At 38.0% G+C, this 19,290-nt stretch carries 21 protein-coding genes; 15 read left to right on the top strand and 6 right to left on the bottom strand.

The window, feature by feature from the left end; translation table 11 throughout:
• Positions 1-113: 113 nt before the first annotated feature.
• Both ACY3XC_RS12260 and ACY3XC_RS12255 read left to right on the top strand, forming a co-directional pair.
• Positions 114-1,415, top strand: a complete 1,302-nt coding sequence (locus tag ACY3XC_RS12260) for an MFS transporter (protein WP_464868781.1) — start codon at positions 114-116, stop codon at positions 1,413-1,415.
• A gap of 98 nt (positions 1,416-1,513) precedes the next feature.
• Positions 1,514-1,759 (top strand): hypothetical protein, encoded by a 246-nt coding sequence (locus ACY3XC_RS12255; protein ID WP_464868780.1) that lies wholly within the window; start codon positions 1,514-1,516, stop codon positions 1,757-1,759.
• 78 nt (positions 1,760-1,837) lie between these two features.
• On the opposite strand, the gene ACY3XC_RS12250 is transcribed toward ACY3XC_RS12255, so the two are convergent.
• Together ACY3XC_RS12250 and ACY3XC_RS12245 are read right to left on the bottom strand one after the other, a co-directional pair.
• Positions 1,838-2,500 carry a Crp/Fnr family transcriptional regulator gene (locus ACY3XC_RS12250; protein ID WP_464868779.1) on the bottom strand — a complete coding sequence of 221 codons (663 nt, stop codon included), beginning with the start codon at positions 2,498-2,500 and terminating at the stop codon, positions 1,838-1,840.
• Positions 2,501-2,502: 2 nt separating this feature from the next.
• Entirely contained in the window at positions 2,503-3,132 is a 630-nt protein-coding gene (locus ACY3XC_RS12245) for a Crp/Fnr family transcriptional regulator (protein ID WP_464868778.1), read from the bottom strand.
• A gap of 368 nt (positions 3,133-3,500) precedes the next feature.
• Here ACY3XC_RS12245 and ACY3XC_RS12240 point away from each other — a divergent pair, with 368 nt between their 5' ends.
• The 13 genes from ACY3XC_RS12240 (at position 3,501) to kynA (ending at position 16,411) form a co-directional block, all read left to right on the top strand.
• Entirely contained in the window at positions 3,501-4,769 is a 1,269-nt protein-coding gene (locus ACY3XC_RS12240) for an MFS transporter (protein ID WP_464868872.1), read from the top strand.
• A 163-nt stretch (positions 4,770-4,932) separates the two neighbouring features.
• Complete coding sequence (locus ACY3XC_RS12235) at positions 4,933-6,411, top strand: 4-hydroxyphenylacetate 3-hydroxylase family protein (RefSeq protein ID WP_464868777.1); 1,479 nt, start codon at positions 4,933-4,935, stop codon at positions 6,409-6,411.
• Between the two features lie 32 nt (positions 6,412-6,443).
• A complete protein-coding gene (locus tag ACY3XC_RS12230; protein ID WP_464868776.1) occupies positions 6,444-6,968 on the top strand; it encodes an FAD synthetase in 525 nt (174 codons plus the stop codon).
• Between the two features lie 45 nt (positions 6,969-7,013).
• On the top strand, positions 7,014-7,577 hold the full coding sequence (locus ACY3XC_RS12225) for an NADPH-dependent FMN reductase (RefSeq protein WP_464868775.1): 564 nt from the start codon (positions 7,014-7,016) through the stop codon (positions 7,575-7,577).
• Positions 7,578-7,639: 62 nt separating this feature from the next.
• The gene (locus ACY3XC_RS12220) at positions 7,640-8,179 is read left to right on the top strand and encodes a 3-hydroxyanthranilate 3,4-dioxygenase (RefSeq protein ID WP_464868774.1); all 540 of its coding nucleotides are present in this window, start codon (positions 7,640-7,642) and stop codon (positions 8,177-8,179) included.
• Positions 8,164-9,174, top strand: coding sequence for an amidohydrolase family protein (locus tag ACY3XC_RS12215; RefSeq protein WP_464868773.1), 1,011 nt, complete (start codon positions 8,164-8,166; stop codon positions 9,172-9,174). Before ACY3XC_RS12220 ends, ACY3XC_RS12215 begins: the two co-directional genes overlap by 16 nt.
• Positions 9,175-9,193: 19 nt before the next feature.
• Positions 9,194-9,670: a RidA family protein gene (locus ACY3XC_RS12210; protein WP_464868772.1), complete on the top strand. Its 477-nt coding sequence runs from the start codon at positions 9,194-9,196 to the stop codon at positions 9,668-9,670.
• Positions 9,663-11,129, top strand: coding sequence for an aldehyde dehydrogenase (locus tag ACY3XC_RS12205; protein ID WP_464868771.1), 1,467 nt, complete (start codon positions 9,663-9,665; stop codon positions 11,127-11,129). The genes ACY3XC_RS12210 and ACY3XC_RS12205 overlap by 8 nt, the downstream gene beginning before the upstream one ends.
• 26 nt (positions 11,130-11,155) lie before the next feature.
• The gene (locus ACY3XC_RS12200; RefSeq protein ID WP_464868770.1) at positions 11,156-11,935 is read left to right on the top strand and encodes a 2-keto-4-pentenoate hydratase; all 780 of its coding nucleotides are present in this window, start codon (positions 11,156-11,158) and stop codon (positions 11,933-11,935) included.
• 20 nt (positions 11,936-11,955) lie between these two features.
• Complete coding sequence (locus ACY3XC_RS12195) at positions 11,956-12,744, top strand: 2-keto-4-pentenoate hydratase (protein ID WP_464868769.1); 789 nt, start codon at positions 11,956-11,958, stop codon at positions 12,742-12,744.
• 37 nt (positions 12,745-12,781) lie between these two features.
• A complete protein-coding gene (kynU, locus tag ACY3XC_RS12190) occupies positions 12,782-14,053 on the top strand; it encodes a kynureninase (protein WP_464868768.1) in 1,272 nt (423 codons plus the stop codon).
• 25 nt (positions 14,054-14,078) lie between these two features.
• A complete protein-coding gene (locus tag ACY3XC_RS12185) occupies positions 14,079-15,509 on the top strand; it encodes an amino acid permease (RefSeq protein ID WP_464868767.1) in 1,431 nt (476 codons plus the stop codon).
• A 53-nt stretch (positions 15,510-15,562) separates the two neighbouring features.
• Positions 15,563-16,411, top strand: a complete 849-nt coding sequence (gene kynA, locus ACY3XC_RS12180) for a tryptophan 2,3-dioxygenase (protein ID WP_464868766.1) — start codon at positions 15,563-15,565, stop codon at positions 16,409-16,411.
• A 66-nt stretch (positions 16,412-16,477) separates the two neighbouring features.
• On the opposite strand, the gene ACY3XC_RS12175 is transcribed toward kynA, so the two are convergent.
• From ACY3XC_RS12175 to ACY3XC_RS12160, 4 genes are read right to left on the bottom strand one after another with little or no spacing between them, the layout of a single operon-like run.
• Positions 16,478-16,777: a hypothetical protein gene (locus ACY3XC_RS12175; protein ID WP_464868765.1), complete on the bottom strand. Its 300-nt coding sequence runs from the start codon at positions 16,775-16,777 to the stop codon at positions 16,478-16,480.
• Positions 16,778-16,809: 32 nt separating this feature from the next.
• Positions 16,810-18,066, bottom strand: coding sequence for a cation:proton antiporter (locus tag ACY3XC_RS12170; protein ID WP_464868764.1), 1,257 nt, complete (start codon positions 18,064-18,066; stop codon positions 16,810-16,812).
• Positions 18,067-18,071: 5 nt separating this feature from the next.
• The gene (locus tag ACY3XC_RS12165) at positions 18,072-18,572 is read right to left on the bottom strand and encodes a cation:proton antiporter regulatory subunit (RefSeq protein ID WP_464868763.1); all 501 of its coding nucleotides are present in this window, start codon (positions 18,570-18,572) and stop codon (positions 18,072-18,074) included.
• 51 nt (positions 18,573-18,623) lie between these two features.
• Positions 18,624-19,184 (bottom strand): tyrosine-type recombinase/integrase, encoded by a 561-nt coding sequence (locus tag ACY3XC_RS12160; protein ID WP_464868762.1) that lies wholly within the window; start codon positions 19,182-19,184, stop codon positions 18,624-18,626.
• Between the last annotated feature and the right edge of the window lie 106 nt (positions 19,185-19,290).

The raw sequence follows: 19,290 nt of genomic DNA, 5'->3' as shown, positions 1-19,290 counted from the left end.
AAAAACGAGAAACTCAATGTGGTTTCTCAATTTTTTTTGTTTTCGTTAATAGCCCTAAATGATATTATTTAGTAATCAATATCAATTATGGTGCAAATGGGAGAGATTTAGATATGGCAGATAAACAGGATGATTCAACTACTATTAATAAGTATCAGAATTACATTGACTCACCAGAAAAACAGCGGGCTTTATATAGACGGACATTGATCATCGTTGTTTTATCACAAATATTCGGCGGTGCCGGACTGGCAGCAGGCATCACGGTTGGAGCACTGCTAGCTCAAGATATGCTGGGGACAGATAGTTTTTCAGGGGTTCCAACTGCGTTATTTACCCTTGGTTCTGCAGGGGCAGCCCTTCTGGTAGGGCGGTTATCTCAAAACTATGGCCGCAGGTTTGGATTGGCTGCTGGTTTTCTTGCCGGAGGAATTGGAGCAATCGGGGTAGTCATTGCAGCGATAACCAATAATATTTTTCTGCTATTTATCTCACTGCTAATCTATGGCTCCGGCAGTGCAACAAATTTACAAGCCCGCTATGCAGGAACAGACTTGGCTAGTCCCAAGCAGAGAGCGACTGCAATAAGTATTGCCATGGTATCAACAACATTTGGAGCTGTTGCGGGTCCAAATTTGGTTGATGTAATGGGACGATTTGCAATAAAGTTAGGTGTCCCAGAATTATCAGGACCATTCATTTTAGCAGCAGCAACTTATATTCTAGCTGGTTTGGTGCTGGCCATTTTACTGCGTCCAGATCCACTAATTGTTGCAAAAGCAATTGCGGATGAGCAGAGAAAGAACATGAACGTTCATTTAGATAGTAATACAAATACACTAGCGTTTAACAAAAGAGGAATCGTGGCTGCAGCAACATTAATGGTGTTAACTCAATTGGTTATGGTCGCAATCATGACAATGACACCTGTACATATGGGGAAGCACGGACATGGTTTAAGTGAGGTTGGTATGATAATTGGATTTCATGTAGGTGCTATGTATCTTCCATCACTCCTAACAGGAGTCCTTGTTGATAGGATTGGACGCCTATACATGGCAATCGCATCGGGTGTCACCTTACTTGCAGCAGGGGTGCTGGCTGCCATGGCACCAGGTGAATCGATGACTTTACTTACTTTGGCACTGATATTGCTAGGCCTAGGCTGGAACTTCGGATTAATAAGTGGAACAGCTATTCTAGTAGATTCAACGAATCCGGCTAATCGTGCAAAAACGCAAGGAACTGTTGATGTTATGGTTGCTTTATCCGGTGCTACGGGAGGCGTACTATCTGGGGTGGTTGTTGCGAATAGCAGTTATGCCACACTATCCATTGCAGGAGGAATTCTTTCACTCCTCCTAATACCAGTGTTTAACTGGTCGAGTTCTAAAAGGGTAAAACTTAAGGCGTGAATCCAATTGGATCACGCCTTAATTATGTACTTTAATGTGAAACCCTTCCGATAAGTAAAACATAGACTATTGTATCAATAAGGTAAGGGTGTCATATCATGAGAAGGATAAGACAAGTACAACCCATGATTGGGCAGGCGTGGACTGGTAGACATGTGGTTTTGCTTCAATGTACGACGAATAATCAACTTATAAATTTATTTAAAAGCTTTCATGCACCAATCGAGCCTCCTCGCGAAAATTGTGCAGAAACCTTATCGCAATTACTAAGTATCGGTTATTCGATAAAAGCAATTACAGCAGTTACACCATATCAAATTCAATATTTTTTGGTCCTTGAATAATGTTTCATATATTTGAACAGAATAAAAGTCTCTTTGGTCCAATGATTCTAGTGCCTAACAATGAAGTTAGGCACTGCTTTATTCATAGTTAGTCAATATTAATAAATCCAAGTTATTAATGTGAATTCCACCAGACTCTCGTAGTTCTTTTAACCGATTAATATCCAGGATGTCAATTGTCCTATTCGTTAAGTCGATGATCTTTTGACTCTTCCACTTATTAAGTATTTTATTAACCGTAATTCTTGAGGTACCTATGTAATGAGCAAAGGATGTTTGATCAATGGAGAAACTGCCATTTTCATTTATTAGTTTTAATAGATAATGCGCCATTTGTTGTTCAACCGGGGAGTTTAAAAAGGCAATAATCTCTGCAAGAATTCTAAATTTATAGATTAGAGAATTGGTGAAAATACATGCTGCTTCAGGATGATTATGACAAATATTTTCTAACGCATCATCAGAAAAATGATAGACAATAGATGTACGGGTTGTTAAAGCGGAGGTTAGATAGGATTGCTTCCTTGAGCCGTGCTCACCAAATAACATTCCTTTAGGAACATAGTTAACTGTGCGTTCCACTCCTTCTTTTGAGAGAAGGGTAATTTTTATCCCACCTTCATATAAGAAAAAAAATCCTTTTCCTTCACCGCCCTGACGGTACACAACTGAATTTTCCTCAAGAACAAGTTTATTTCCATATTTTAAATAAGAACCCCATGCATTTCTAAGATTTTTCATGCCTACACCCTGCCTTGAAGTTTTTTTAATTCATCGGGATTTTTTATTATAATCTTTTTCCCATGAACCTCAATGATGTCTTCTTCCTTCCATTGCTTAAGAATCTTATAAATGGTGATTCTTGTTAATCCTGTGCATTTTGTAAGGTCTTGCTGTGAAAGAGTAACTTCATAATTCTTAAATTCATAACAGATATTCAAAAGAATTACGGACAACTGCTGCTCTGGAGTAAGAGTGTCCAGGTAAATTTTATCTGCAAGAATATGCATTTTATGTATGACTGTTTCTATAACAATGTTTAGGATTGAAGGTTGATAGGTTATTAGTTTTTGAAATTGTTCACATGAAAAATAGTAGAGTACTGTGTCATTTACTGCTGTTGACGTTGTAAAATGTGGCATCCGATCCATAGCTTGAATTCCTAATAATTGACCAGGAATAGCGATGTTTAACATACGATCTTTCCCATTCGCTGTTGTAGTTGTCACTTTCACTAATCCCTTTTGGATATAATAAAATCCATCTCCCATTGTTCCTTGTTGGTAAATACTCTTTTTTTCCTTGAAGAATTGTCTAGTTCCAAATTGCAAACAAGTTTCCCAATTAATATCACTTTCAAAAAGGATTGCCACTGAATCAACTCCTAAGCTAAATTTTATTTATTATGTATAAAATTTGTTAGTTGGTTTACTTTTTTGTTAACGCTTACATTTTAATATGGATTAATAGAAATGTATTGTTAAATTATCATAACAAATACATAAAAAAGTTTATTAATGTTAACCGCTTAACAATAGTGTAAAAGATAAAAAATATAAAATCAAATATAGAGAGGGGGATTCGGTAAGAAAATACAGCAAAGAATAAACACAAGTGACTATTGGATTAAATTCTAAAAGGAGATGATTGGATGAACCAGAAAGTACAATCTGTAGTTACTGAAGATATAACAAAATCAAATCAATTGGCTCTAAATACTACTAATCTGTCAATAAAGAAGATGCCTAAAGCAACGTTTATTGTTGTTCTCTTGTGCTGGTTTGCGATGTTAGCTGATGGATATGATTTAGGAATCTATGGTGCAGTATTACCGTCTTTAATGGAGTATAAAGATTGGAGTATGACACCAGCACAGGCTGGAGCAATCGGTAGTTATGCACTAATGGGTATGCTTATCGGTGCTGTCTGTGTTGGAACGGTTACGGATATGATTGGCCGTAAAATGACTTTAATTTTTTGCGTTAGCGTATTTTCGATTTCAATGTGTCTTGTCGCACTTTCTACGTCTCCGGAAATGTTTGGGATCTTTCGCTTTATTGGCGGTCTTGGACTTGGTGGAGTTATTCCTACAGCATCCGCTTTAACAATCGAGTATTCTCCTGTCCAGCATCGTTCAAAAATGTACGCTATTATGTATACTGGTTATCCAATTGGAGGAGTCCTTGGCGCTTTATTTTCCATGTTTCTTTTAGAGGATTATGGATGGAGATTAATGTTTTGGATTGGTGTCATTCCACTTTTAGTTATTCCTTTTATAATTAAATTTCTTCCCGAGTCGATCAGCTTTCTTCTTGCAAAGAAAAAGTTTGATAAGGCTGAAAATTTGGCAAAAAAATATCAACTTCCTAATGATCTTATCCAAAGCACTATGAAGTATGAGACCAAAGGAAATATGAATAAATTTGCCGCTATCGCGAGTCTATTCTCACGGACAAATATTAGGGCAACCATGTTTTTTTGGGTTACTTTCTTTCTAGGGCTGTTAATGATTTATGGGTTAAGTACATGGCTGCCAAAAATGATGCGTGAGGCAGGATATCCGCTCGGACCTAGTTTAGGATTTTTACTGATGTTAAACTTATCCGCGGCGATTGGTGCTTTAGTAGCTGGTACGGCGGCAGACCGTTGGGGCTCAAGAAAAATTATTAGCCTTTCTTATTTCTTAGCAGGAATATCAATCGCACTTTTAAGTATAAAATCATCGATGTTTGTTGTGTATGGTTTAGTGGGGATGGCAGGCTTTGGAACAATTGGAACTACACTTATTTTAAATGCCTACATTTCCAAATATTTTGAAGCAGACAATCGAGCGACTGCCTTGGGTTGGGCCCTTGGTTTTGGGCGAATTGGTGCCATTTCAGGCCCTATTCTAATTGGTTTCTTTATGAGCTCAAATTTTGACTTCTCCCTTAACTTTTATCTCTTTGCCATTGCAGGAGTCTTGGCTTCCATAACAATCTTGTTTATTCCTAAAAAAGGAAATATTTAATTTGTAAAGTTAAAAACCGCACTCTTCTAATCAAAAGAAGAGTGCGGCTTTTATTTTTCTGAAAAAAAGTAATTTACCTTTTTTGAAAAAAGTGTTAACCAGACTACAATGACTCAGAAAATTCAGTTTTATAATGACAATATGAAAGATGAGGAGGATGTATATGGGAATTCGTACAGGAGCGCAGTATATCGAGGCATTGAAATCACGTTATCCAGAAGTTTGGTTATCAGGAATAAGAGTAACAAATATCTTTGAAGAACCTGTTTTTAAACAGCCAATTCTTGAAATGGCGAAGCTGTATGATTTGCAGCATGATCCAGAGTATCGAGAAGAGATCACTCATATTTGTGAAGAAACTGGTGAAAGAATTTCGAATGCATTCATGGTACCAAAAAACTATCAAGATCTGGAAGCCCGAAGAAAAAACTTTGAAGTCTTTGCTAAGGCTACTTTTGGTTTAATGGGAAGAACTCCTGATTTTCTAAATGTCGTAGTAACTTCTATGGCAAGTAATTCCGAGTTCTTGGACAAATACAATCCTGAATGGGGAAAAAACATTCGAGCCTATTATAAGCATGTTCGCGACAATGACCTATTTTTAACACACGCTATTATTAATCCACAAAATGACCGCAGTAAATCATCACATGAACAACAGGATATGTTTACCCATTTAGGTGCGGTTAAGGAAACTCCAGATGGCTTAGTCGTAAGAGGGGCTAAAATGCTGGCGACCCTCGCACCAATTACAGACGAAGTAATTGTATACTCCTTCCCTGGATTTAAGCCTGGAGATGAGCGTTACGCACTTGCTTTTGCACTGCCGCTTGATACACCAGGACTGCGTATTTTATGCCGTGAACCTATGCAGGATGGAAAGCGTTCTGTTTATGATCACCCATTAGCATCAAGATTTGAAGAAATGGATGCAGTTTTGGTATTTAATGATGTTTTAGTACCATGGGATCGTGTTTTCCTTTATAACAATGTCGAAGCAGCAAATTTACTTTATCCGAAAACAGGAATTGGTATCCAGCCCGCACATCAATCTGGAGTTAGAGGTTTAATAAAGCTGCAATTTGCTTCTGAAGTGGCCTGTAAATTAGCAGACTCCATTGGTGTTGATTGTTATCTAAATGTTCAAAACGATTTAGGCGAATTAATCCAATCAGTAGAATCTATAAGGGCTTTGCTCCGAATCGCTGAGTATGAGTACGAAGTTACAGAGACTGGTGAAGTAATGCCAGCCTATGCACCTCTTGAAACCATTCGAGGATTGCTCCCGAAAATGTATCCACGTGCCATTGAAGTAATGCAAATCATCGGTGCTGGAGGGCTATTAATGTCACCAACAGATGCCGATTTTGAAAATCCAGATCTACGAGAAGATTTAGAGCGATATTATGTGGGAAGAGAAGGAGTAACTGCAGAAGAGCGGGTTCATCTCTTTAAGCTGGCATGGGATTTATGTGGTGAGGCATTTGGGCAAAGAATCCTTCAATACGAACGTTATTACACAGGAGATCCAATTCGCAAAAGAGCCATTTTCTATAACAACCACAAAAGAAATAATTCATTTAAGCTGGCTGAAGAAGCGCTGGAGATTTTTAATCGAAAAAATGAGGTTCCAAGCTTATAAATCTACAACACTATCTCGAGGAGGTGTGATCGATGCAAACGATTAAAGATGGTGTTCTGACACTTAAAGGTTCTGTTATTACTATTGGTGCATTTGATGGGGTACACAAAGGACACCAGGCTGTTATTAGGCAGGCTGTGGAAAAGAGCCTTTTTCATCAGGTTCCAAGCGTCGTATATACGTTCGACCCGCCTCCTCGACATTTTTTTAAAGGTGCCCAAATCTTGACACCCATTCAAGAAAAGGTAAGGAGAATCTATAAATTAGGTGTAGATTATGTGATCGTTGCTAGTTTTGATGAATGGTATGCAACGCGTCCTCCTAAGGATTTTATCAGTGAATTATCGAAGCTAAACCCGGTAGAAGTATCTGTTGGTTCGGATTATCGTTTTGGAAAAAGTAGAAAAGGTGATGTAGAACTATTAAAAAAATACTTTCAGATTAATGTGACATTACCTGTTTATTGTAACGATGGAGAACTTATTTCATCAACGAGAATACGCCAGTTACTTTCTGCGGGAGATTATCAACAGTCCTACTCTTTATTAGGGTGGTAAAAGAACTGAGGGTTACTTATTAGAGACAAAAGGGGTAATAAAACTATGAAACTACTAGGGATTTCAGGCACTATCATTGGTGCAAAGACAAGTATTGTTGTCCAAAAGGTCCTTGAGGAGGTAAAGAAACACCATCCAAAAGTGGAAATTGAATTGTTGGATTTAAGAGAATATGATGTGCAGTTTTGTGATGGTCGAAACCCTTCGACCTACACAGATGATACAAAAAAAGTTCTTGATATCATTCAATCTGCTGATTTTTATATTATCGGAACACCAATTTTTCAAGGTTCATTATCAGGACCACTTAAGAATTTATTTGATTTAATCAATCCAAAGGATATTCGTAATAAAGTTATGGGATTTGTCGCTACCGGCGGTACTTACCAGCACTACCTAGTCATTGAAAACCAATTGAAACCGATTGCCGGATTTTTCCGGGCATTCGTAGCGCCAGGCTATGTGTATGTTAATAACGATCATTTCAATAAAGATAATGAAATCATTGATCAGGAAGTATTAAACAGAATAACAGACTTAGCAAAAGAAGTAGTGTACATGCAAGAAGCGTTAAAATCATCAGAGGAAAAATTAAAAACGGTCATTTAACAGACTTTATTTTAATTTAGTAAAAAGTGGGGTCAATAAAATTCGAGAGGGGACAGATATTCATGACAAATTCATTAATACCAATTAACCTATGGGGATTTATTGAAGAAAATAAGGAACAATTAAATCCGCCGGTAAACAATAAAGTGGTTTGGAAGGACTCGGAGCTAATGTTTATGATCCTTGGCGGTCCAAACAAACGACGTGATTTTCACGTTGATCCATCGGAAGAGATTTTTTATCAATTAAAGGGTAATTGTTACGTTGAAATTATTAACGCAGAGGGTAAAAGAGAAGTGATTACAGTGAAAGAAGGAGAAGTATTCCATTTACCTCCAAATGTACCTCATTCTCCGCATCGAGTGGCTGATACAATTGGAATTGTGATTGAACGTGACAGAGCAACAGGTGAATTAGAGGATTTTGTTTGGTTCTGTGATGAATGTGACCATGAGATGCATCGAGTTTCTGTCCAGTTAACGAATATTGAAGTACAGGTAAAAGAGGCAATCAATGGTTTTAACAGTAATGTTGAGCTTCGCACTTGTAAGAATTGTGGTTATGTAATGCCGGAAGAAGCGAGTGAATGGAAATGCGAGTAGATTTTCATACACATATCATTCCAGAAAATTTCCCGGACTTTGCGGCGAAGTACCAAAATGATAAATGGCCAATCCTTCAGCCAACCTGTTCGTGTGGTGCTAATATTATGGTTGCAGGCAAGGTTTTTCGTGAAGTAACAGACCAGGTTTGGAGTCCAGAGAAGCGGATTAATGATATGGAAAAGGAAAATGTAGATATACAGGTTCTCTCGCCCATTCCTGTAACGTTTTCTTACTGGGCACCCATTGAAGAAGCTGAAATTATGTCAAGATTACAGAATGATTTTATCGCAGAGACAGTTGCACAATATCCTACGAAGTTTATTGGTCTTGGGACAGTCCCGCTGCAAAATGTTGAAATTGCCATTCGTGAACTGGATCGTTGTGTTCATGAGCTTGGTTTAAAGGGGATTGAAATTGGCACGAACATTAATGGGAAAAATTTAGATGATGAATCGTTAACAGACTTCTTTGCGATGTGTGAGAAGTGGAATGTTCCTATATTCGTTCATCCATGGGAAACATTGGGCAGCGATCGGTTTACCAAACATAACCTAATGTACACGGTTGGGATGCCAAGTGAAACCGCTTTAGCTGCTGCAAGTTTAATTCTAGGAGGTGTCATTGAAAAGTTTCCAGGATTAAAAATTTGTTTTTCTCATGGCGGCGGCTCACTGCCTTATATTCTTCCCCGCCTTGATCATGGGTGGAATGTCTGGCCGCACCTACAACTGACCGAGCAGCCTCCAAGTTTTTATGCCAAGAAATTTTTCTATGATTCTATCGTAAACAATCCTGTGAATATTAAATTCCTAGTTGAAAAATTTGGAGCAGAACAAGTCATCATGGGTTCTGATTACCCATTTTTACTAAGGGAAACGCCTCCAGGGAAGATAATTGATGATACTTTAACCCTAACCGTAGATGAGAAAAGAGCGATGTTAGGTGAAAATGCACTTAGATTTTTAAATTTACCGGTTAATCAACTAATTTAGTAGGAAAAGAGATGAGTAGATGGTAGAAAAGGTGATAACCCCAGAAGAAAGATTAAAGGAACTTGGTTTAAAGCTTCCACCTCTACGCCAAGCATCTGGAAACTATGTTAGCTGTGTTCGCGCTGGAAACCTTATTTTTACTTCAGGACAGGGTACAGATGAATTTCGTGGAAGACTTGGTGAGGACGTATCCATTGAGGTAGGTTATCAGGCTGCCAGACAGTGTATGCTGAATCTATTAGCTGTTGTCAAACATGAGCTAGGCGACCTTAGTAAAGTAAAAAGAGTGGTCAAGATTCTTGGTTTTGTAAACAGTACATCAGATTTTACTGATCACCCCAAAGTAATGAATGGCTCCTCAGACTTGTTGGTTGAGGTATTTGGAGAAAAAGGCAGACACGGCAGGTCTGCTGTTGGGATGGCACAGCTGCCACACAATAATGCTGTAGAGGTTGAGATGATTTTGGAAGTAGAGGATGGTGATCAAAATGAGTAAGTTGCTTGAAGAACAGCTTAAGATTAACGATGCTAAGCTATTTATTAATGGAGAATATGTAAATGCTAGTTCAGGTGAAACCTTTGACACTATTAATCCCGCAACGAATCAAAAGTTAGCTTCAGTCGCAAGTGCCAGTGTGCATGATGTTGAGAGTGCGATTCAAGTTGCTCAAACATCTTTTGAAAATGGTATCTGGAGCAAAATGCCAGTTGAAGAGAGAGCTAAGATTCTTTGTCGAATGTCCGATCTTGTCATGGCTCGTGTTGATGAGTTAGCGTTGCTTGAAACATTAGATGTGGGAAAACCGATAAAAGAAAGCAGAGATTTTGATATACCAAGAGCGGCTTCAAATTTACGATTCTTTGCAGAAATGGCAAAGTATATTCATCATGAGCATTATCCTCAATCCAAGCATATGAGCTATACACAATATGCTCCAGCTGGAGTTACAAGCTTAATCATCCCTTGGAATCTGCCATTCATGCAAATGACTTGGAAAGTTTCTGCAGCTTTAGCTGCAGGCAATACGGTTATTGTGAAACCAGCATCTTATACTCCATTAAGTGCTGTCATGTTAGGCGAAATTGCCAATGAAGCAGGACTTCCACCAGGAATTTTGAATATTCTTACCGGACCAGGCTCAACGGTAGGGACGGCTATGACCACTCATCCATTTGTGCGCAGGATCTCATTTGTCGGGGAAAGTTCAACCGGTAAAACGGTGATGAGAAATGCGGCCACACAGTTAATCCCAGTTTCACTAGAATTGGGCGGAAAATCAGCAAATATTGTGTTCGATGATGCTGACTTGGATGAAGCAGTTCAAGGATCGATTGAAGCGATATTTAGAAATCAAGGTGAAATCTGTCTTGCAGGTTCAAGGCTGTTAGTACAGGAAACAGTATATGAACAATTCCTAGAAAAATTGTTACCAGCGGTTAAGAAAATCAAAGTGGGAGACCCATTGGATGAAAATACAGATATGGGTGCCCTTATTTCCACAAATCATTTAGAAACTGTTGACAAATACGTGCAGATTGGATTAGATGAGGGTGCAAAGCTTGCTACTGGCGGACAGCGTGTAGAAGGTTTAACAGAAGGTAATTTTTACGAGCCAACCGTACTCTATGATGTAAATAATAAAATGAGAGTAGCGCAAGAAGAAGTTTTTGGACCGGTGTTAGTGGTTATTCCTTTTAAAACAGAAGAGGAAGCGATTCAAATTGCGAATGATTCGATTTACGGGTTGGCTGGTGTTGTCTGGTCAAATGATTTGAGGCGTGCCCATCGTGTAGCAGATCAGATTAATTCTGGTTTATTCTGGATCAATTGTTGGTACTATCGAGATTTAAGAACTCCTTTTGGCGGTTCGAAGGCTAGTGGTATTGGCAGGGAAGGCGGACGTCATAGTTTCGATTTCTACACTGAGGCTAAAACGATTACAATGAAATTGTAAGGGCTTAGGGAAAGAGTGGCTGTATAATGAGTAATTTCATAGAATTGATTACAACTGAATTAATTAGGGCAGAGAATAGTCAAATGCCAGTAACTCCGCTATCAGAGAGGGTTTCCACCCTTAATGTTCGTGATGCATACCATATACAGCTTAAGGTAATTGAGAAAAAGATAGAAGAAGGACATGAGATTATTGGGAAGAAGGTGGGTCTAACTAGCGCTGCAATGCAGCAGATGCTCGGAGTTGATGAACCAGATTACGGCCACCTATTAGATAATATGAGGATTTCTGATGGTGGCAAGGTCAAAATGAGTGAATTCATCAGTCCAAAAGTTGAGGCGGAAATTGGTTTTATTTTAGATAAGGACTTAGTAGGACCAAATGTAAATTATTTAGACGTGTTAATGGCTACAAAATATGTGGTGCCGACCATTGAGATAATTGATAGCCGTATAACTGATTGGAAAATTAGATTAGAAGATACTGTGGCGGATAATGGATCATCTGCAAGAGTAGTTGTTGGGAATAAGCTAAGTACAATAGAAGGTTTTAATTTACGGACCCAGGGAATGGTCCTTTATAAAAATGATGAAATGGTTGCAACAGGAGCTGGAACAGCGGCGTTAGGACACCCTGCAAAAGCAGTTGCCTGGTTGGCGAATAAATTACATGAATTTGGCATCCATTTAAAAGCAGGTGAGTTGATTCTTCCAGGAGCACTTTCTGGTGCAGTTCCTGTAAAAGAGGGAGATAAGATTTCAGCACATTTCGGCTTATTGGGAACTGTTTCTGTAACATTCGAGTAAACAAATAGGAGGTTTTCTACATGAAACTGATGCAAGGAACAGAACAAGAAATTGTAAAATACCTTTTAGACGCAGAAAAGGAAAAACGAGAAGTCGAAAAAATTACGACAAAATACCCGTCCTTAACATTTGAGCAGGCATATGAAATCCAACAAAAATTGATTGAGCAAAAAGAACAGGAAGGACTTCAACGGATTGGAGTTAAACTCGGGTTAACAAGTAAAGCGAAGCAAGAAATGATGGGGGTCCATGAAGCGATTTATGGATATCTAATGGATGATATGCTTGCCACAGAATGGGAGCCAGTACCTTATAGCAGTTTCATCCATCCAAAGGCAGAACCTGAAATTGCCTTCTTCATTGATGAAGATATCCAAGGGACTTCTGTTACAGCGGAAGATATTTTAAGTGTTACAAAATATGTGGCACCAGCTATTGAAATTATTGATAGTCGTTATTTAGATTTCAAGTTTACTCTGGTTGATGTTGTGGCTGATAACTGTTCATCTTCAAAATTTATCGTCGGAAACAAATGGAAGTATCCTGAATCTCTAAACCTGAAAGAAATTGGTGTATATATGTCCAAAAATTCAGAAGTGGCCACTGTCGGCACAAGTGCTGCAGTATTAGGAAATCCTGCTGCAGCGGTAGCCTGGGCAGTAAATAAGCTTGGAGAAACGGGACGCGGCTTAAAAAAAGGTGATATCGTTCTTAGTGGTGCCATTACGGAAGCGATTTGCTTTCAAGCTGGTGATACCATTTTAGTAGATTTTGCAGAACTGGGCAGTGTATCATTCTCTTGTAAATAATAATATAGTAGAAATAAATCCAGAGGAGTGGATACATATGGAAATAACATTAGAGTATGCCAAACAATTAGACCAGTCTGACAGCTTGATCAAATTTAGGGGAGAGTTTTACATAAAACCAAATTCCATTTATATGGATGGTAATTCATTAGGTCTCCTTTCAAAAAGAGCAGAAAGTACTCTATTAGAATCATTAAATGATTGGAAAGAACATGGAATTGATGGCTGGACAAAAGGGAAACACCCATGGTTTTTTTTATCAGAAAGATTAGGAGAGATGATGGCACCATTAGTAGGTGCTTCTTCGGATGAAGTCATTGTAACGGGTTCGACCACTGTAAATTTGCATCAACTTGTTGCTACTTTTTATAAGCCGGAAGGAAAGAGGTCAAAAATTCTTGCTGATGAATTAACCTTTCCATCTGATATTTACGCTCTTCAAAGCCAACTAAGTATACATGGATTTGACCCAGATACACATCTTATTCGCGTAAAAAGCCGGGATGGCCGTTTCTTAGATGAAGAGGATATTATCGAGGGAATGACCGAAGACATTGCGCTCATCATTTTACCAACTGTACTTTACCGAAGCGGTCAAATCTTGGACATGAAACGTCTAACAGCGGAGGCGAATAAAAGAGGGATCTTAATCGGTTTTGATGGCTGCCATTCCATCGGTGCCATACCACATTCGTTTAGTGAATGGGGTGTTGATTTTGCCTATTGGTGCAATTATAAGCATTTAAATGGTGGTCCAGGAAGTGTTGGCGGATTATATGTAAATAAGAAACACTTTGGAACTGCTCCTGGACTTGCGGGCTGGTTTGGTTCTAAAAAAGAGAAACAATTTGATATGGAACATTCATTAACACCTGCTGAGTCTGCCGGAGCCTATCAAATTGGGACACCTCATGTGTTAAGTCTTGCACCGTTACTTGGTGCTTTGGAGATTTTTGCAGAAGCAGGAATTGAAAATATCCGGGAAAAGTCATTGAAAATAAATCGGTTCTTGATGGATTTGTTGGACCAAGAGTTATCCGATCTGGGATTCAAGTTGGGTAACCCTCTAGACGATGTGAGTCGTGGAGGTCATGTGAGCCTAGAGCATAAGGAAGCTGCACGCATTTGCAAGGCATTAAAAGAAAATGGTGTTATTCCAGATTTCCGTGCACCTAATATTATTCGTCTAGCTCCAGTGGCTCTTTACACCTCTTTTAGTGAAGTATGGAAAGTAGTACAAATTCTAAAGAAAATTATGGAAGAAAGACAATATGAAAAGTTCGCAAATGAACGTGAGGTCGTAGCATAAGATTACTAAAAGTAGGAGGAACTATATGGGGAACAAAAATATTCATTTAAATAAAGGGAATGAATCTGGAATGGGATTAAAGCGTGAATTAAAAACCAAACAGCTAACGATGATTGCAATGGGGTGTGCAATTGGTACGGGTTTATTCCTTGGAAGCGGCCTTGCCATTAGTACTGCTGGACCGGGTGTAATACTAAGTTATGCTATTGGTGCATTTATTGTATTACTATTAATGGGGTGCTTATCCGAAATGACGGTGGCTCACCCAACGTCAGGATCCTTTGGCACCATTTCAGAAAAGTACGTCAGCCCGCTGGCTGGTTTTCTTGTACGCTATTCCTATTGGATAGCAAACGTTCTTGCGGTCGGAGTAGAAGTGAGTGCCATTGCTGTTTATATGAAGTACTGGTTCCCTGATGTTCCTGGATTCATTTGGATTTTGTTGTTTGCGGGTGTATTGATTTATGTAAATGCAACGAGCGTAAATACCTTTGCGACTTTTGAGTATTGGTTCTCGATGATCAAAATAAGTGCAATAGTTGGTTTCATACTTTTAGGATCTTATGTATTATTCGGTAATTCAGCTCAGCCGAATATGGGGCCTGAGAATATTGTAAATGACGGAGGTTTCCTGCCTTTTGGTTGGTGGGGGATGTGGGTCGCGATCTTTATTTCTTTATTTAGCTTTTTAGGAACAGAAATGATAGCGGTTACAGCTGGAGAAGCTAAAGATCCCGATATTGCGGTGCCAAAAGCACTGAAAGCAACGGTATTCCGATTATCTACATTCTATATTATTACTATCGGAATTATGTTAATGATTGTTCCTTGGAAATCTGCAGGTGTAGAAGAAAGTCCTTTTGTAAAGGTCATGGAACTCTTAAATATTCCTGGTGCTTCTGGTATTATGAATTTTATTATATTAACTGCTGCCTTATCTGCTATGAACAGTCAACTTTATGCCTCTACACGGATGATGTTTTCTTTGTCCCAGGGAAATGACGCTCCGGCCTTTTTAAGCAAATTAAGCAAAAAAGGAGTTCCGTTAAAGGCTCTTGGTGTTTCTACTTTTGGGATTTTCCTTGCAGCTGCAGTAAATGCACTATTACCAGGCTCCTCCTATGCGTTTATGATGGGGATTTCAATGTTCGGTGCTATTTTTACATGGTTTATGGTGTTTGTATCCCATTTGTTTTTCAGAAGAAAGTGGGAGAAGTCAAATGGCCGTAAATTGCCTGTAAAAATGATTGGCTTTCCTTATTTAACGATCGCAGGAGCAGTACTACTATTGAGTTTAATGATAACAACATGGTTTACAGATTTTAAGATTATGCTTCAATTCGGAATTCCATGGTTACTGTTTTTAACGGCTGCCTATTTCTTTTTTAAAAAAAGATCCAACACTCAAAAATCAGTAAATGAAACGAATGATATTTTAGATGAGAATATAAATTAATAACTTATTAATTCATACATCAGTACCACATTAGAACAGGGGGAGTATATTACGTGAATACACCAGAAAAAAACACAAGCATCGGTTTGGAAAAATCGATTCAAACAGATTTTCAAAAAGCAATGTCCTATGGTGATTACCTGCACCTTGATAAGATTTTAGATAGTCAGCACCGTTTATCTGGTCACCATGATGAAATGTTATTTATTATTATCCATCAAACAAGTGAATTATGGATGAAATTAATTATTCATGAATTAACAGAGGCGATCCAGTATATTCGCCAGAATAATTTAGAGCCATCCTTTAAAATTCTGTCACGCGTTTCGAGAATTCAGCAGCAATTGATTCAATCATGGAGTGTGCTTTCTACCTTAACCCCTTCAGAGTACCTAGAGTTTAGGGATAAGCTCGGTCAATCTTCCGGATTCCAGTCCTTTCAGAACAGAATGATTGAATTTGCATTAGGTAACAAAAATGCTCATACTCTAGCAGTCTATCAGCATCAGCCGGAATTGTATGTAAAAATGCAGGAGGCACTTTATAAACCAAGTATTTATGATGCCGCCATCCACGCACTTGTTGCTCGTGGAATTCCAGTAGATGAAGAGGTCTTAAATCGCGATTTATCCAAAAACTATGAACCTAATGAAAGTGTTGAAGAAGCGTGGCTGACCGTCTACCGCAACGTCGACAAATACTGGGACTTATACGAGTTAGCTGAGAAGCTAGTTGATATTGGCAACCAACAGCAATTATGGCGTTTTAATCATATGAGTACAGTGGAGAGAATCATAGGCCATAAAACAGGAACTGGCGGATCATCAGGTGTAACCTATTTAAAAAGAGTTTTAGACCAGCAATTCTTTCCTGAACTTTGGAGTTTACGAACAAAGTTATAGAAAAAAATCCACCATAATAAGAAATGGTGGATTTTTTCTATTGGTCTAATTTTGCTTTTGTTTGTGTTATTTTACTTTTTTGCTAAGGAGATAAATACTCCCAGCAAGTGTAACGATTGAAATAAACTTACTAGCTAGAACTAGGTAGCTGATGGTTTGTGAATCTATATGAATATGGGGAAGTACTATTAATGCATATACGACAAGAATTCCAAATAACAGGTTTGAATACGCATATTGATATGACTTGGTAATAATGATACAGCTGCGCTTGTCATCTTTTTCATTTATGAATATAAAAAACTGATAGGACATGACTAATAATAAAACATATGTTAACAAAATGATTGTTAACCCGATGCCCATTATAAGAGCCTCCCTTGCTCATCATTACATTTTTAAAGACCAGGGGTATTTTCATTTTCATGATTAGGAATAGTGATTTTCTTTTTAGGTACTTTGCTTTTTTCCCATTTGAAAATACTGTTTAATAATTTATATATATTTTTTGACTCTTTGGTTAATAATGGCCCAATAATAGCCAAAATTAAAACATAGACGGCAGTAAACGGCTTTAGGATAGGCAGTAAGCCGCCCGCAAGTCCTAAGTTAGCAACAATGATCGAAAATTCACCTCTAGAAACGATTGTTAATCCGATATTTGAGGAAGCTTTATAAGATAAACCAGCTTTTCTCCCGGAAATCATTCCAGCTACAAAGTTACTAATAATCGTAAGTATTACTGCACCAATAGCCAGCCAAACCGCTCCACCTAAGCTAAAGGGGTCAATACTTAATCCAAAACTAAAGAAGAAAAGTGCTCCAAAGAAATCCCTAAATGGAATAACCAAATGTTCGATACGCTCGCGATGTTCTGTTTCAGAGAAAACCAAACCTAATAGTAATGCGCCGATTGCTTCTGCAACATGTAGTTTCTCTGAAAAACCTGCGATAAAAAAGAGTGATGCGAAGATAACGAGGATAAAAATTTCATTAGATTTAATGTTTAATAGTTTGTTGAGAATAGGTGCTCCTTTGCGAGCGATAATAAAAAAGAGAATCATATAACCTAGTGAAATCAGAACGGAAAAGATTGTTCCAACAACCGTGGTCGCTCCGCCTAATAATAGACCTGACATGATGGAGAGGAATAATGCTAGGAATATATCATCAAATAAAATAATTCCCAAAATTAACTCGGTTTCGGCATTTGCTGTTCTTTTTAAATCAACAAGAACTTTGGCGACTATTGCACTAGAGGAGACACTAAGAAGACCAGCTATGATTAATGTTTCCATAATAGGAAAACCTGTCATAAAACCGTAAACAATACCTAATGTAAAATTTAGTGCTACATAAATTGAACCACCTACTACAATGGAACGGCCCGAGCGAATTAGTTTTCCTACTGAGAATTCAAGACCCAGATAGAATAATAGAAACAGTACACCAATACGGCCAAAAAACTCAATAATCTCTGAACTTTCAATAAAGGTAAGATCAATGATCCCAATTTGTGGAGCATGTGGACCAACTGCCATCCCTAAGAGGATGAGAAAGGGGATAATCGAAAATTTCAACTTTCCTGCTAATACTGCTGTAAGAGCAACTAGTACTAATGCTGTCCCGACTTCAAAAACTAAATGATTCGTCAAAAGTATCACCCGTCCCTTCTTGAAAGTACTTCTTTAACGATCCTTTTTACTTGATTACGCTCCCCAGACACGATAACTGTATCTCCTTCTTCTAAAAGAGTTTCAGGACCAGGAGTATGAATTTTTTTATGATTCTGTCGTTTAATAATCGCTATAATATTTACTTCATAAGATTGACGGATATTAAGTTGTCCGATGCTTTGATTTACAGCTGCTGCATTTGGTTCGACATTAAACCATTCAATCACTAAATCATCAAATGCCATTTCTATGGTTTCTAATGCTTTGGGCGCGTAAGTCATTCCGCCAATTATTGCTGCAAGCTGTCTGGCTTCCTGATCATTGAAGGTAGTGCTGGCGATTGCTTCCTCGTAATCCTCCTGATCGAAATGATAAATGTCTCTTCTTCCATCATCGTGAATGATAATGACTAGCTTATCCTTGTTATTTGTGATGGCCTCAAATTTCTTCCCAATACCAGGCAGTTCGATTTCGCGAATATTCATTAACTTTTCCTCCTCAAAATAATTTGTACATGGATAAAATGGTGTTGCACTCTACAGATTGACATCAATTTCTGTTTTTATTTTCTCATCTTTGGAAATTCCTAGATATTTAAGTGTTTCGGAAGGGGTTGAATGATTGAAATGCTTTTGCAGAAGTGAGATGGCGATTCCACGTTTATAGGCATGAAATCCAAAAGTCTTACGCAAAGAATTGGTTCCTATTTTTCCTTCAATACCAATTGCTGCAGCGGCCTGATGGATAATCCGATATGCTTGTTGGCGTGTAATGGGTTTATCAGTTTTGGAAGACTTGAACAAAAAATCCTCATTGGTTAACTTGCTGCTTTCCACATAATGTTGAAGGGTCTGTTTAACTTTATGATTCAGGTAAACTTCCTTCAAGGTTTCATGATGAAGGTACAAGTAAAAGTTTTTAACACCATCTTTATTACTAAAGATATCGCCAACCTTGATATCAAGCATTTCTGTAATTTTTAACCCCGTGTTAATTCCAAAAATAAAGAGGAAATAATCTCGATCAGAATGCTTCTTTAAATATTTTTTAATTGCATTGATTTGCTTGATATCCCTTAAAGCTTCAACGTATTCCATAAAAACTTTTCTCCTTTATCCATGTTACATAATATAATGGTAACATGGTATTATGTAACATTCAAATTTATTGCCTTATTTAAAAGCCTATTTAAAGTATGACAAA

The sequence above is a fragment of the Bacillus sp. CZDM1 genome (assembly GCF_055502545.1).
This window is presented reverse-complemented; position numbering and strand designations above follow the sequence as displayed.

Excerpts from the sequence above, each read along its gene's own strand:
- ACY3XC_RS12260 (WP_464868781.1), top strand. The coding sequence starts at position 114 with ATGGCAGATAAACAGGATGATTCAACTACTATTAATAAGTATCAGAAT.
- ACY3XC_RS12255 (WP_464868780.1), top strand. The coding sequence starts at position 1,514 with ATGAGAAGGATAAGACAAGTACAACCCATGATTGGGCAGGCGTGGACT.
- ACY3XC_RS12250 (WP_464868779.1), bottom strand. The coding sequence starts at position 2,500 with ATGAAAAATCTTAGAAATGCATGGGGTTCTTATTTAAAATATGGAAAT.
- ACY3XC_RS12240 (WP_464868872.1), top strand. The coding sequence starts at position 3,501 with ATGCCTAAAGCAACGTTTATTGTTGTTCTCTTGTGCTGGTTTGCGATG.
- ACY3XC_RS12235 (WP_464868777.1), top strand. The coding sequence starts at position 4,933 with ATGGGAATTCGTACAGGAGCGCAGTATATCGAGGCATTGAAATCACGT.
- ACY3XC_RS12230 (WP_464868776.1), top strand. The coding sequence starts at position 6,444 with ATGCAAACGATTAAAGATGGTGTTCTGACACTTAAAGGTTCTGTTATT.
- ACY3XC_RS12225 (WP_464868775.1), top strand. The coding sequence starts at position 7,014 with ATGAAACTACTAGGGATTTCAGGCACTATCATTGGTGCAAAGACAAGT.
- ACY3XC_RS12220 (WP_464868774.1), top strand. The coding sequence starts at position 7,640 with ATGACAAATTCATTAATACCAATTAACCTATGGGGATTTATTGAAGAA.
- ACY3XC_RS12215 (WP_464868773.1), top strand. The coding sequence starts at position 8,164 with ATGGAAATGCGAGTAGATTTTCATACACATATCATTCCAGAAAATTTC.
- ACY3XC_RS12210 (WP_464868772.1), top strand. The coding sequence starts at position 9,194 with ATGGTAGAAAAGGTGATAACCCCAGAAGAAAGATTAAAGGAACTTGGT.
- ACY3XC_RS12205 (WP_464868771.1), top strand. The coding sequence starts at position 9,663 with ATGAGTAAGTTGCTTGAAGAACAGCTTAAGATTAACGATGCTAAGCTA.
- ACY3XC_RS12200 (WP_464868770.1), top strand. The coding sequence starts at position 11,156 with ATGAGTAATTTCATAGAATTGATTACAACTGAATTAATTAGGGCAGAG.
- ACY3XC_RS12195 (WP_464868769.1), top strand. The coding sequence starts at position 11,956 with ATGAAACTGATGCAAGGAACAGAACAAGAAATTGTAAAATACCTTTTA.
- kynU (WP_464868768.1), top strand. The coding sequence starts at position 12,782 with ATGGAAATAACATTAGAGTATGCCAAACAATTAGACCAGTCTGACAGC.
- ACY3XC_RS12185 (WP_464868767.1), top strand. The coding sequence starts at position 14,079 with ATGGGGAACAAAAATATTCATTTAAATAAAGGGAATGAATCTGGAATG.
- ACY3XC_RS12175 (WP_464868765.1), bottom strand. The coding sequence starts at position 16,777 with ATGGGCATCGGGTTAACAATCATTTTGTTAACATATGTTTTATTATTA.
- ACY3XC_RS12165 (WP_464868763.1), bottom strand. The coding sequence starts at position 18,572 with ATGAATATTCGCGAAATCGAACTGCCTGGTATTGGGAAGAAATTTGAG.
- ACY3XC_RS12160 (WP_464868762.1), bottom strand. The coding sequence starts at position 19,184 with ATGGAATACGTTGAAGCTTTAAGGGATATCAAGCAAATCAATGCAATT.